The 13,045-nt window shown below is 35.7% G+C and carries 14 protein-coding genes, 1 tRNA gene and 3 pseudogenes; 12 read left to right on the top strand and 6 right to left on the bottom strand.

Annotated elements, in window-relative coordinates:
• Positions 1 to 381 precede the first annotated feature (381 nt).
• A pseudogene (locus JN080_RS23685) lies at positions 382 to 1,367 on the top strand (IS110 family transposase).
• A gap of 441 nt (positions 1,368 to 1,808) precedes the next feature.
• Here JN080_RS23685 and JN080_RS23680 read toward each other — a convergent pair.
• The gene (locus tag JN080_RS23680; RefSeq protein WP_256238451.1) at positions 1,809 to 2,201 is read right to left on the bottom strand and encodes an endonuclease domain-containing protein; all 393 of its coding nucleotides are present in this window, start codon (positions 2,199 to 2,201) and stop codon (positions 1,809 to 1,811) included.
• A gap of 67 nt (positions 2,202 to 2,268) precedes the next feature.
• On the opposite strand from JN080_RS23680, the gene JN080_RS23675 reads away from it, so the two are divergent.
• The 8 genes from JN080_RS23675 (at position 2,269) to JN080_RS23640 (ending at position 7,357) form a co-directional block, all read left to right on the top strand.
• On the top strand, positions 2,269 to 2,484 hold the full coding sequence (locus JN080_RS23675) for a helix-turn-helix transcriptional regulator (RefSeq protein WP_256238450.1): 216 nt from the start codon (positions 2,269 to 2,271) through the stop codon (positions 2,482 to 2,484).
• Positions 2,485 to 2,634: 150 nt separating this feature from the next.
• Positions 2,635 to 2,991, top strand: coding sequence for a helix-turn-helix domain-containing protein (locus tag JN080_RS23670; RefSeq protein ID WP_256238449.1), 357 nt, complete (start codon positions 2,635 to 2,637; stop codon positions 2,989 to 2,991).
• A gap of 3 nt (positions 2,992 to 2,994) precedes the next feature.
• Positions 2,995 to 3,183, top strand: a complete 189-nt coding sequence (locus JN080_RS23665) for a hypothetical protein (RefSeq protein WP_256238448.1) — start codon at positions 2,995 to 2,997, stop codon at positions 3,181 to 3,183.
• Complete coding sequence (locus JN080_RS23660; protein ID WP_256238447.1) at positions 3,180 to 4,316, top strand: FtsK/SpoIIIE domain-containing protein; 1,137 nt, start codon at positions 3,180 to 3,182, stop codon at positions 4,314 to 4,316. The genes JN080_RS23665 and JN080_RS23660 overlap by 4 nt, the downstream gene beginning before the upstream one ends.
• Complete coding sequence (locus tag JN080_RS23655) at positions 4,303 to 4,953, top strand: hypothetical protein (protein WP_256238446.1); 651 nt, start codon at positions 4,303 to 4,305, stop codon at positions 4,951 to 4,953. Before JN080_RS23660 ends, JN080_RS23655 begins: the two co-directional genes overlap by 14 nt.
• Before the next feature lie 247 nt (positions 4,954 to 5,200).
• Positions 5,201 to 5,365 (top strand): hypothetical protein, encoded by a 165-nt coding sequence (locus JN080_RS23650; RefSeq protein WP_256238445.1) that lies wholly within the window; start codon positions 5,201 to 5,203, stop codon positions 5,363 to 5,365.
• A 485-nt stretch (positions 5,366 to 5,850) separates the two neighbouring features.
• Positions 5,851 to 6,309 (top strand): hypothetical protein, encoded by a 459-nt coding sequence (locus JN080_RS23645; RefSeq protein ID WP_256238476.1) that lies wholly within the window; start codon positions 5,851 to 5,853, stop codon positions 6,307 to 6,309.
• A gap of 46 nt (positions 6,310 to 6,355) precedes the next feature.
• A complete protein-coding gene (locus JN080_RS23640; RefSeq protein WP_256238443.1) occupies positions 6,356 to 7,357 on the top strand; it encodes a DUF3231 family protein in 1,002 nt (333 codons plus the stop codon).
• A 290-nt stretch (positions 7,358 to 7,647) separates the two neighbouring features.
• Here JN080_RS23640 and JN080_RS23635 read toward each other — a convergent pair.
• Positions 7,648 to 7,857, bottom strand: a pseudogene (locus JN080_RS23635) (polysaccharide deacetylase family protein); the annotation flags it as partial.
• Here JN080_RS23635 and JN080_RS23630 point away from each other — a divergent pair.
• Complete coding sequence (locus JN080_RS23630) at positions 7,787 to 8,104, top strand: hypothetical protein (RefSeq protein ID WP_256238442.1); 318 nt, start codon at positions 7,787 to 7,789, stop codon at positions 8,102 to 8,104. The pseudogene JN080_RS23635 and the gene JN080_RS23630 overlap by 71 nt on opposite strands.
• Before the next feature lie 109 nt (positions 8,105 to 8,213).
• Here the strand turns inward: JN080_RS23630 and JN080_RS23625 are convergent, their stop codons facing one another.
• Entirely contained in the window at positions 8,214 to 8,663 is a 450-nt protein-coding gene (locus JN080_RS23625; RefSeq protein ID WP_256238440.1) for a hypothetical protein, read from the bottom strand.
• 1 nt (position 8,664) lies between these two features.
• On the opposite strand from JN080_RS23625, the gene JN080_RS23620 reads away from it, so the two are divergent.
• A complete protein-coding gene (locus JN080_RS23620) occupies positions 8,665 to 9,426 on the top strand; it encodes a hypothetical protein (protein ID WP_256238439.1) in 762 nt (253 codons plus the stop codon).
• Positions 9,427 to 9,511: 85 nt separating this feature from the next.
• Here the strand turns inward: JN080_RS23620 and JN080_RS23615 are convergent, their stop codons facing one another.
• The 3 genes from JN080_RS23615 to JN080_RS23605 all read right to left on the bottom strand — a co-directional run bounded on the left by JN080_RS23615 (position 9,512) and on the right by JN080_RS23605 (position 11,543).
• Complete coding sequence (locus tag JN080_RS23615; RefSeq protein ID WP_256238438.1) at positions 9,512 to 10,567, bottom strand: tyrosine-type recombinase/integrase; 1,056 nt, start codon at positions 10,565 to 10,567, stop codon at positions 9,512 to 9,514.
• 121 nt (positions 10,568 to 10,688) lie between these two features.
• A tRNA-Ala gene (locus JN080_RS23610) sits at positions 10,689 to 10,761 on the bottom strand.
• Between the two features lie 86 nt (positions 10,762 to 10,847).
• Positions 10,848 to 11,543 (bottom strand): MgtC/SapB family protein, encoded by a 696-nt coding sequence (locus JN080_RS23605; protein WP_256238437.1) that lies wholly within the window; start codon positions 11,541 to 11,543, stop codon positions 10,848 to 10,850.
• Between the two features lie 119 nt (positions 11,544 to 11,662).
• Between JN080_RS23605 and JN080_RS23600 the strand changes: the two are divergent.
• Positions 11,663 to 12,567 (top strand): annotated as a pseudogene (locus JN080_RS23600) (DMT family transporter).
• Positions 12,568 to 13,045: the final 478 nt, after the last annotated feature.

Below are 13,045 nucleotides of genomic sequence, written 5' to 3'. Positions count from 1 at the left end.
TTGTTATAGTCATTTTCTTCAAATTTTACTGAAATAATTTTTTCTAACCACTAATTAAGAAGATATTTTATAAATTTGTGAAATGTTATATGAATAAGACATAAGTTTTTTACTAAACTACCCTTCGTATTATAAGGTTAGCCAGAATGCTAAATATTTCTGGTTGACCTTATTTATTTTGGTCTTATTATATCAGTAGCCAGGGTAGAACGTAACTGCCCGTGGGGCTTCGACCCCGTCAACTAAACCGTTCGCCCCCTACTTGTGAAACATGATTGAGGCTGGTTGGGACTTAGATCTCGTATAACAAGCGAAGCTGTGATACTGCATGGAGGAATTAGGGGTTACTGGCAAATTACTAGTTTAGGAGGAGATTTGAAAATGAATCCAGTCGTTGGTCTGGATGTATCAAAAGGAGAAAGTCAGGTTCAAGCATTTTTGGAAAAAGGTAAACCATATCGTAAGAGTTTTAAAGTGTCTCATACCCTTGAAGGTCTCAGTTTACTTTTAGAATTTCTGGTGGAGGTACAGAGAGAAACAGGTCAGAAACCACCTATCGTCCTGGAAGCAACAGGACACTATCATTCTCCTGTTGTTCAATACCTGGAGGACCGTGGATATTTATTGATAATCATTAATCCACTAATTTCTTATAAGGCTAAAAGTTCAAGTCTTAGAAAAGTAAAGACAGATGCGGCTGATGCTTACCATCTCTGCCAGTTGTTTTATAAAGAGGATCTTGAGCCATATAAAAAGCGAGGAGTTCAACTTTTAAACCTTCGAATCTTACAAGGCAGCACGAAAATATAACTGGGGTATTGATTCAAACAAAGCTACAATTTCAAGCAATTCTGGACCAAGTTTTTCCCGAATATAGAGGGGTTTTTGGTGACTTATACTCAGTTGTATCACTTTTAACTCTTTCAGAGTTTCCGTCATCTGAAGATATTTTAGAGGTAAGTGTAGAAACACTGGCAGATAAAATATCTATACTTGGGTTGCGTTGGAAAGATGTGAATTTGGAAAAAGGGCTTATTAGAATAAATCAAACGTTAAGTCATGATGGTAAATCATTTATAAACGGGGCAAAAACCAAATCGAGCCTTCGAACAATCAACTTGTTTGAAAAGACTGTGAAGTTGCTAAAGTCACGAAAAATAATGATTTCAAAAGAAAAGCTAAGCTTCGGCCCTGCGTATCAGGATTTTGATTTAATTGCATGCACGCTACATGGTACTCCACTTAATCCGGCAAATGTTAGGAGAACTTTTAACAGATTAATTAAATTAGCAGATGTTCCTAAAATTCGTTTCCATGATCTTAGGCACACACGCAACACTTCTATTGTCAAAGGGAGTTCACGTTAAAGTAATCTCCGAGCGATTGGGTCACAGTAATATAAAAGTAACCCTTGATACTTATTCGCTCTTCCTTCCGACAATGCAAGAAGAAGTAGTTATGAAATTGAATGAAATTATAAAATAAAATTGTTCGTGACCAAAATGTGACCAATCAGCATATTTTACGTTGATTGACAGATGGCGGTTTATTAAATTCAAAGAGAAAAAACCTTGATTTCTCAAGGCTTTTCGGTGGTTTTTATATTTATGGAGAATAGGGGGCTCGAACCCCTGACCTCAACGCTGCCAGCGTTTAACACCATGATACGCTGCTATAATTGCAACAGACCGCTACGTTTTACCTTTCCGATTCCTACATTATACGACATAGCACCTCAACGCTTCAATGGTTTAGGGCGTAACGCTGCTCGGTAAATTTATCCGATTGCTTCAAATGGTTAAGCTTCTTTATATCTTTTCTTCAATCCTTTGTAACACTTTCCCCAAGTCGCTAGTAATTTGACTACCACTAAACCGCATCACTTGCCAGCCGTTACGCTTCAAATAAGCATTCTTCTTCTTATCATGTGCTTTCTGTTCCGGAGAAGAGTGGTAAGCCTTCCCATCGCATTCAATTGCTATTCTTGGACCCATAAGCGCTAAGTCTATGCGATATTTACCGCATGGAACCTGAGTAGAAACAGCATAGCCACGGAATGCCAGGGCATCATATAAGCGCCTTTCGATTGGGCTTTCACACTTATTTCGTGGATTAAAAGGCACTGGCTTGACCTTAGGGAAAAATATATAAGCTAATAAGGCAACGGCAAGCAAGGCGAAAAATAGGATATAGTCAATCAATCAAAACACCTCCAAGGAAAAAGGAAAATCGTTGCTATTGTCGAATTAATGGACGAGGTGACTAACAATGTCCGTACATAATCGGCTTAAATCATACCGTCATAAGTTCGAAATGAATCAAACTGAATTTGCAGCATTCCTTGAAATTAGCCACGATCAATACAATCGATATGAAAGAAATAAACGCCAGCCCACACTTGAAATAGCTTTGAAAATTAGTGATAAATTAGGCTGTCCGGTGAATGAAATCTTTTACATAGTGGACAATCAATGTGCTACTTAGTCGGAAAATATGTAGGGACAGGCAATATTAGCGCAGTATCGGCATATGTTATTACCAAGCAATTGCTTCATTAGCATTACCGCGGTTTTACCGCCTTAAACATTGGCAATATACGAAAAACAAAATCTGTTAAGTAAAGGAGAAAAATCAATGGAATTACTCGATAAACAAATTGGAGAAAAATTAAAGAAGCTGAGAGAAGCAAGAAATCTAACTATGCGAGAAGTCTCTGACAAAATCGGTATTGATTATTCATATATAAGCAAGATTGAAAATGGCAAAATTCCATCCTTGGCGAAACTGAATCAGCTTTGCGATTTGTACGGGGTAAAAGTAGCCTCTTTATTTGGCGATGAAGTAGAGGTTCCAAATGATCTGAAAAGAATAAGTGTATGGATCGAATTTGCAAAGGAAATGGAAAAACAAAATTTATCGCCTGAAGATATCAAAAACATTATCACTTGTCTTAAAACTTTAAAAGAGATTATGAATAAATTGGGGGATTAAAAAATGCTATTTGGGCCTAGTGTTTTAATTGCCGGAGGTATTACTATTGCAATTTCCTTGCTCGATAAAATAGCCGAGGATCACGGAATTACTTGGTTAAGCACAAGTCTAAAACTATTCGTACCTATCGCAGCTATGGTAGCAAGTGTTTATTTCTTGGAAACTAACTCATTGTTGCGGTGGTTAAAATGATTATTTGGGAGAAGTTAAAAGCCCGTAAACAACTTGTCAAAGCCTTTCGTACCGCACAAATTTACCGCAGTTATTCCACGGATAATGGAGAGCGTTATATCCTGCCTAAAATCCACTCAGTAACCATTAATGATCATTCCATCCAATACACCTTCACTCTTCCAATAGGAGTTAATCCTGACTTATTAAAAAAGAATTATTTCGTATTCCAGCAGATTTTCAGAAAACAAGTGAATATCGAAGGGGAAATAAAGAATTTCACTCTTAGCATTCAAACAGCTCCTAAAAAGGATCTTATTTACGACTTCTGCGAAATAGAAAAGGCAGTAGACAAACATAAATTGGGTATTATTTGCGGTCAGAGTCGAAACGGAGAGTATGTATCCTTCGATATTACAGAAAAACCTCATATTTTGATCGCAGGAGAGACGGGTTCAGGGAAATCTACTCAGTTACGCTCTATATTAACAACTTTGATAAAAATAAAACGTCCTGAAGAATTGCAGTTGTATTTAGGAGATTGTAAAAGACAAGAGTTTCATATCTTCCGAAAAGTCGAGCATGTACAATGCGTTTATAGCAATGCAAGAGATATTCGAAGTATGCTTCTTAAAATCCGCGCTGAAATGGATTCACGGAGCAATCTTACTGAAGTGTTTGAAGTTGGACATATTGACGATTTACCAAAAGAACATAAACTCCCGTACATTATCGTTTGTATCGATGAGTTTGTCATGCTTAGAAAAGACGAGGAAATTATGGATATTTTAACAGAGATTGTAGCCATCGGTAGAACGCTTGGGGTCTTTGCTATTCTCTCGATGCAGAGGCCGAATGCTAAGGTGCTAGACACTACTGTTCGGGCCAATTTGACCGTAAGCATGGGCTTTAAATTAAGGGATCCTATGGAAGCAAAAATAGCAAATACACCTAATGCCGAAAAAATAGAGGTTAGTGGTCGTTTCATTATGAACAGTGATAAAGTTTATGAAATTCAGGCCCCTTACCTTGTTATGGAGGAGGCTAAAAAGCTATTGAGTCCGTTTTATGTATCGAAAGGACCGGTGAAAGAGGTTAAGCCTGAAGAACCTAAGCAACTAACTGAAAGCGAGGTTTTCAATGATGTTAACTAAGCGTGACAAGGCTATCATTAATAATTTGAACAAATTTCGTGTTATGGATAGGAATAGCATAGCTGAACTATATTTTGCTAACGTTAAGAATCCTATTAATGCAGCAAATACCGTGCTCCTGCGCCTATGGAGAGACGGCCATATTCAACGATCAACCTCATTTGAACCATATGTATATTTTGGCCCCGAAGTCCAAATGAAAAAGAATAGCGCTAAGATTAATCATTTTCTCACGATTGTTGATTTGTATAAAGAATTAAAGAATCTCGGTAATTTAGAAATGTTTTTGGTTGAACCTAAGTACGGGAAGAAGGGAGAGTGTGCCGAACCTGATGTTTTCCTTCGATATCGTAAAACTAATTTTTTCGTTGAATGTCAAAGAACGCTATATAGTCCGAAACAAATGTCTGATAAATTAGCGAGATACATTGACCTATATAATTCAGGATTAATAGCAACTGATCCGTTTCCTCACGTCTTGATACTTAGTGAAGAGCATTATGCAATCGGCAACGATTATCCTTTCCAGATATTTCAATCAAAGACATTTACTGATTTTGTGCAATCATTAAAGCAAATAACAAAGCCGATTAATAATACGGATAAGGAAGGAATTATAATAAGGATTGGTTCGTAACGAAAGATGTTTGCCATAAATAATCCCTTTGTGTGTGTTCTTTGGCTAAGGCTAATACGTGTTGCTTATTGGTTGAACCAGTCAACTGAACTTTTTTAATTATTAGTGACGTGTTAGCCTTTGCCAGAAGATATCCCTAAATTGAACTGGGTACATTTAACCTGATACTCTTAATGCGTGTAGCAGCCTTAATATTTATGACTTTAAAGGGCAAAATAATAGTATCTTAAACATTGGAGGGTATTATATGTCCAATAGGAAAAAGCAGAAGTTCACTCATGAATTTATAGGAGAAGGAGAAGAAGAACTAATCGATATTTTTAGACGGCAATTTGTTCGTTATGTGAACGAGCAAAAAGGATATTCATATTTGAGTTTGGATCCAAGTCATAAGAGAAAAGAGCCTAAATAGCTTTTCCAGTTATTCTAATAAATTAATACAAAACATATTCATGAATAAATTAAAACCGATAGTTAATGGTCGGTTTTTTTTTTGCTTTTAAAAATCTGAATATTTAATGTAACAATTTTTTCAAATATTGTATTCCTCTGGAGAAGGCTTGCACAAAACCCTGAACATTTACCTGTACGTTTTTTAAAACATCTTAATACCACTATTAATTAGGCCTGGCTATATCCCTGTAAAGAAGGAATCAGAGTTATAGTTTGTTTCCTATATGCCACTGCCAGAAATAAGGGTGTTACATTAGTCAGGACAACTCCAGTGAAAAAACTAAAAATACAAACTAATAGCGAAAGAATAAATAGAAGTCCTATTTTTTATTCTTACTTTAATTAACGCACCCTTTAGTGGAAGAAGAACTAATTCATTTATTACATATTATTTCTCTTGTAGTAAACATTAAATTTATAACTAATTATAGGGACAATGTGATTATGACTTATAAGTTAGAAGCTATTCTGTGGAGTATAGCTCTTCCAGGTTTTGCTCAGATATTAAATCAAAGATTGGTGAAAGGAATCGTTTTTATTTTTTTGGAGTTCCTCGTTAATGTGAATAGTCATTTTAACATTGTGATTTTGTATAGCTTTCAAGGAAACATTGGAGACGCCATCGAAGCAACAAATTACCAATGGCTTATGTTCTATCCCTGTCTATATATGTTTGCTATGTGGGATGCATACAAAGATGCCGAAGGAGAAACTCCTCCTTACTCCTATCTTCCTTTTGTGTTTGGAGCTTATTTTGTAACAATTGGGCTTATGTACTCTCCTTCACTAAAATTAGGACAGATATTATTTGGGCCTGTGTGGCTTCCAATCTTGTTTTTAATTCCAGGCTTAATGGTAGGTAATTTTGTAAAGTGTCTACTCATGCGAGTGAAGGCTCAATGAAAGCGATTATTGTTTGTAGTAAATACAATAAAGGGAGGCTTATAGTATGACTCAAAAACATGCTTTAAGTTCAAGTGAATTAGGAACATTGTGGATGACCTATCAGGAAAAAACAATGAAACAGCGAATGCTTGAATATTTTATAGCACAAGCGGACGACAATCGAGCTAAAGAGATTATGCAAAATACTCATCTGAAAATTATTAACTATCTTGAAGAGATAAAAACCATTCTCAAAAGTGAAGGTGCTGTCATTCCAGTCGGATACACAGAGAAAGATGTTAATGTTGGTGTGCCTAAGCTGTATGACAACATGTTCGATATTATGTTTCTTCGTCTTCTCACAGAAATAGGGATGGGATTACATACGCTCCATATGAGTATGGCCTATCGCAAAGATATTGTTCTTCTTTATAAGGAATTAACGGCGTTTACGCAAAGTGTTTACGATGAATGCGTGGACTATTTGCAAGAGAAAGATGTTTTACCACGTCCTCCTGCTGTATCTATGCCAAAAGCTGTGGAGTTTGTGAAGGATACAAATTATATGAGTGGTTTTAATTTGTTTTCTGAAAAACGAGCGTTGAATACAGTGGAAGTAGCACATTTATACCATGCCATTGAATCGAATATAATTGGAATGCAACTGATAACGGGGTTCGCACAAGTAGCAAATGAACCTGAAGTAAAAAAATATTTTATACAGGGAAAGGAATTAGCGAAACAAATTGTAACTGACTATACACAATTATTTCTTCAAAGTGACATTCAGCCACCTTCAACATGGGGGGCGAATGCAACAGACTCAAAGGTAGCTCCTTTTTCAGATAAACTGATGATGTACTGTACCAGTCTGTTAAGTAGCTTTGGTTTAGGAAGCAGTGCTTTAGGAACAGCATTTAGTTTACGAAGTGACCTCCCATTAAAATTGGTTAATACAGCAAAGGACATATTAACTTATGGGCAAGACGGTGGAAAAATCATGGCGAAAAACGGTTGGCTTGAAGAGCCACCTCAAATGCAGGATAGGAATGAATTAACTAAATAATTAAGATAAGATTACTGAAATAATACAAGCTCTCCTTACTATTTAGGAGAGCTTTATTATTTTACTTATAAAAAATATTGATTAGGGGTTCGGTTAATTTAAATACTTTATTTCTACTCCTTCTTACACTAAACTGCCCAGTTAGTTCAATAAGGAGTGAATATAATGCCGTTTATATTTACTGGTCATTTTGGGAAACAAAAAAAGAGCTCCTTTCATCTCTAATGTTGTTTAACTGAAGCACCCGTTACTTTAAGTACAGTATTTCACAATCTTGGTGCAATAAGAAATTAGACCGTTCGATGTGCTTTAATCTGATTTCGTACTTCATTCAGTGGAGATTTGGTCAAATTTGGATTGCTCCATGTATGATTGCCTACCGCGTGCCCTTCTTTTATTATTCTTCTAAGCACTTCGGGATTTTGTTGAATGCGATGCCCAACACACATAAATGTTCCTTTTACATTAAAACGTTTTAAAACATCAAGAACTGCTGGAGTCCAAACATCATCTGGTCCATCATCGAATGTTAGTGATACTACCCTTCGATTTGTCGGTCCATGTAAATTTCATTCAGAAACATGGAAGCCCAATCAACATGTTGTGTATGCGGAGGTCTTTCCTCTAATCGTTCGGGTCCATGCTGGAATGGAGCGAGTTGTCTTACAAAACCTTGTTCGATTCCTAAAGGTATTTTGTTTGGATGACTTATTGCATTTTGAAACGGTCTTGGGTAGGAGAAAGTAGGATTGACAATTTCTAAAGTTGGATCGTAAAGGTAAAATGGGTTTTGTTGCAAGTAAGAATTTGGATGGGAATTGTCAGGCGCAAAAACCAGTTTTAGGAAACTAGGTCATTAATCAGATGAGGAAGTGAATTTAAACGTGTACAATAGGTGAAGATATTTTTTAATTACTTCCCAATCATTTTTGGGTATTACACCCCTTGGTGGTGGAATTAGCTGCATTCTTGTGGTAGTTAATGAAGTAAATCCGCCATTGATATGGGTAATGCCTATATCACGCTGTTTAACGGACTTCCAGTATAATACCGGATCTTCAGTATCCAGGTATTTTTCGTAGTAGGTCATGCTTTCCTCTAATGATTTAAATCCAGAAGAAAAATCGCTTTTTATTACGATTAACGAATTTTTTATATTTTCCGGAAGTATGCTTGGTATTTCTAATTTTGCGACAAACTTGAAGTCTTCGGCGAATATTTGTTTTGTTGACAAGACAATTTTATACAAGCTTTCCTTATCCATTTTCTTTTTAATTTTGTTATCGAATTTTTCCAATTGCTCCATATTGGCTGTAACCATCTTTTCAATTTTATGTTCAAAATCCAAAAATGCTTGCTGTTTTGGATTGTACTTTGTTTCGGCTAAAGGAATATATGGATATACCGACAAGGAAAAACAAATCACTTTTTGGGGAGCAGTTATTGGTGGAGTAATCTCAGGTATTCTCACTTTACTTGGTGTTCAATTAACAATAAAACATAATAATGAACAAAAGAGAAAAGAAGAATTTCCAAGAAAGTTAAATCATTTAGAGAAAATTACAACATTTTTAGAAAACACTGATAGAGACTTTAAACACATGATGTCTTTAGAATATTTTGGGGAGCGGTCGAGTATCTTTTTTGAAATTGATGATAATTTTCAAATAAAGAAAACAGAAAAACACACTTTGTACACAGAATATTTGTTAGAAGGAATAAATAAAGACATTGTATTTGTCGATGCTTTTTCCTATCGAATATTTTTTGTAACCAGAAGAAAAATTAACGACCTCTATAAAGAAATTATGTGGGAAGTTGAACATCAACTGTTTGAATTTACTCAGGATCTGATTAAACTACGTAGTAAAGAAGGCTTTGATGTGGTAAATATAAATTGGTCTGATTTGGAACAGGATGATGACCAAATAAAAGTAATAAATGATATTAGAAGAAATTTATTTAAGAGTGAAAGAGAATACATTTCTACTTTAATTGAAATGGTTAGAGATATGAAGTTTCAGTTAACTGATCATTACCTAGACCTAATAAATGAAATGAATTATTAGAGCATCCGTCAGTGGTGCTTTTTTCTTGTTATAAAAAAATATGAAATGCTTTTTGTTCATAAAAAGGCACGCCAACCGGCGCACCTTATCGTTTAATCTTTCTTGGTTTATTTAATTTGCCTATTACCTGGTTAAGGGCGGAGAACTTTTCGTGATTATCAGCAATCGACTGTTTAGATAAATGAGTATACTTTGCGGTCATTCGTTGATCAACGTGGCCTAACAACGCTTGCAGATATCGCAAGTTTCCTCCGCCTTCAAGGTAAATTGTTGCTGCTGAATGCCGGATTAAATGAGGATGAACGTGCTTTTTAATTCCTGCTCTCTTAGCATACTCGTTTAATCGCTTTCGAAAATGATTTGGTTGCAAAGGTTCGCCGTAATTTGCAAGAAAAATATATTCACTCTCAAACTCCGCAACTTCAGCGACTAATTCCTTTATTAATCGGGCTGTCCGTGGTTGAATAGGTACAATACGACCTCTACGGGTCTTAGTAATCTCTGATTTAAAAACGACTTCTCTAGCGTTTAAGTCAATATCATTTAAAGTAAGCGTTAAGACTTCCGAGATACGTGCCATTGTATCGATCATGGTAAGGAGTACAACATAATCCCGAAACGATGAATATTTTCGTTGATCCGGCGCCTCTATTAACGCCTTTAATTCTTCAGCTGTTAATACGTTTATTAACTTTTCCGGCTGCTTTACGCTCTTTACTGACTCGAAAAAGTTTTCACTAATGAGACCGTCTGCCTTCAATACACGAAAAGAAGTCCGCAAAGTTTTGAGAATATCGTTCGCATATCGCGGTGAGACTCCTTCAGTCTTAACATTGTCCGGCTTAAACTTATGCCCATCAAATTTAATACGATCCTCAAGCATATAAGTCATAAAATCACGGTAAACTTCTACATTGATACAACGTATGTCCTTTTTTATTCCACGGGTACCTAGGTACTGCAAAAACATTTCGTGTGCATGTTGATAACGCCACAAAGTACCTTCAGCAAGTCCTTCTGCTGTCTTTGCTTTATATGCCTTCTCAAATAATGATTCCATTGAGTAAATGGATTTTCTAGCCCCTGTTATTACGCGGTCATTTTTCACCTTTTTACCGCGCCTACTTTCAGAATGAGCCAAAATAAAAACGCCTCCTAATCCGATGTTGTTGTATCGGAAAAGTAAGGCGTAACGTTGTTGCTAATAATACCTTAACGCTGTAGGTAAATTAGACTTTTATAAACGTTGATTTAATGCGTTATGGAGAATAGGGGGCTCGAACCCCTGACCTCAACGCTGCCAGCGTTGCGCTCTCCCAGCTGAGCTAATCCCCCAAATGATTGGTACAAAAAAGATTATAGCGCCATCATTATATTTTTGCAAGAGGATTTTTTTTAACATAACATTTTTTATTCTTCATTTAACTTACACTCTCAATTTCTACTCTTTGAATCCCTTCTAAATCAGAAATGGAATAATAGACACCCGTTGTACTCTCGCGATAATCTACAACAATTAATATCTGGACAAGATGGTCGCCGTCTGAAAGATCCTTTATACGTATTCTTCGCAGGATATATTTTTTATTCAAAATAAAACGAATGACTTCATCTATATAAATCTTATCTTTAATGTTTAAATTTATAAGTAATTCTTTTTTTCTTAATTGCTTAGGACCAATTAGCTTCATTAAAAAAGGAATAAATTCAACACTTATAATGAGTAATGTGACACCTATAAACGCTTCTAAATAAAATCCAGCCCCTACTGCGATCCCGATCCCTGCTGCACCCCAGATCATGGCAGCAGTCGTTAACCCAGAAATGCTGTCATTCCCCCTCCTTAAAATGACCCCAGCGCCTAAGAAACCAATACCCGATACGATTTGTGCAGCCAAACGTAATGGGTCCATTTGGATCTTCACTTTATCAGAATTAGGGAACATATAGGCTGACTCAATTGAAACGATCGTTAATAAGCAGCTAACAATACTGATCACAAGGCTCGTTTTCAAACCAACCGGTTTTCTTTTTAATTCCCGCTCGAGTCCAATAATAAGACCAAATACAGCAGAAATTCCGAGTTTGATTAAAATTTGAAAGTCTAAACTATTCATAAGACTCACTTCCAATTTTTAATTATTTTTTGAAAATATTAAATTAAGGGAAAATATTATACGTTCATCTTAGTATACTCTATTTTGGAAATGATTTTTTACATAAAGGAGTTTATCTTATGGAAGAACCAAAAATTAATCCTTATGCAGCTGTTGTGGTGGGGGTTATTTCAGTATCTGCATCAGCTATTTTTGTAAAGCTTTGTTCTGCTCCGTCAGGTGTCATTGCATTTTATCGTTTGTTTTCTTCTGTCCTATTTATGCTGCCGATTTTTCTAAAAAGACATATTTCAGAATTACGACTTATTACCAAAAAGGATTTTCTTTTTTCCGCTATTGCTGGAATACTGTTAGCTTTCCACTTTATTCTATGGTTTGAGTCCTTAAACTTTACTTCGGTTGCCAGTTCAACTGTTTTAGTAACACTCCAGCCATTATTCGCTTTTATCGGTACATATATTTTCTTTAAAGAAAAATTATCGAGCAAAGCAATTATTAGTGGTTTAATCGCAGTGGCCGGGAGTGCCCTTATTAGTTGGGGGGACTTTCGAATAAGTGGGTCAGCGCTTTTCGGCGATTTTCTTGCTTTGATTGCTTGTGCATTAATAACAGGATATTTACTATTTGGCCAGACAGTAAGACAAAGATTATCGCTTGTTACATATACATTCGTTGTATATTTGATTAGCTCTGCCACTCTCTTTATTTATATGTTAACAGCTAACCAGCCTCTTTACCCTTATAAACAAAGCGACTGGGTTTATTTTATTTTACTTGCGCTTGTGCCTACTTTACTAGGGCACACATTATTTAATTGGTCGCTGAAATGGGTAAGTACATCAACGATTTCAATGGCAATTTTATTTGAACCAGTTGGGGCGACGATTCTTGCTTACTTTTTACTGGATGAACAAACTGTATGTCACAAGTAGTGGGTGGACTCATTGTTATTGCGGGAATCTCGCTTTTTGTTATAGATGAAAGAAAAGTGAAAGTAAGTGAACCGTTTAAAAGCCAAAACTAGAGGGAATTCCCCAAGAACATAGTAATAATGGGGATAAAAGTTAGAAGTTATTAACAGCCTGTAGATATTTTTTAAAACAACGTTAACCATGTGGCTAAAAATAAGCGTAACTAGTGGATAAAAAAGTGAATAACATTTTCTAGCTCACTTTACGGACTTTTGCTTTGATTTGTAGAAATAAAAGCAAAAAAAGTTTTAAAATTATATTGCAATCATTTAATCGTCATGTTATATTAATACATGTCCTCTTCGAGAGCGTCGACAGCAAATAATAAAAATTGAAAAGTTGTTGACATCACGAAAGACATTGTGATATATTAATTAAGTCGCTTTTGAGTGACGTCGATTTAAAAAAATGATTGTTCTTTGAAAACTAAACAAACAAAAACGTCAACAATAAAAATATAGTGAAGCAAGACTTCACTAGCCAACGTAACATTTATGAGCTAACTCATACTCTTTATTGGAGAGTTTGATC

It is taken from the genome of Bacillus sp. EB600, from assembly GCF_024494385.1.
In the GTDB taxonomy this organism is placed as follows: Bacteria; Bacillota; Bacilli; order Bacillales; family Cytobacillaceae; genus JAEVLT01.
The sequence above is the reverse complement of the archived record's forward strand: the minus strand, read 5'-3'. Positions and strand labels throughout refer to the sequence as shown.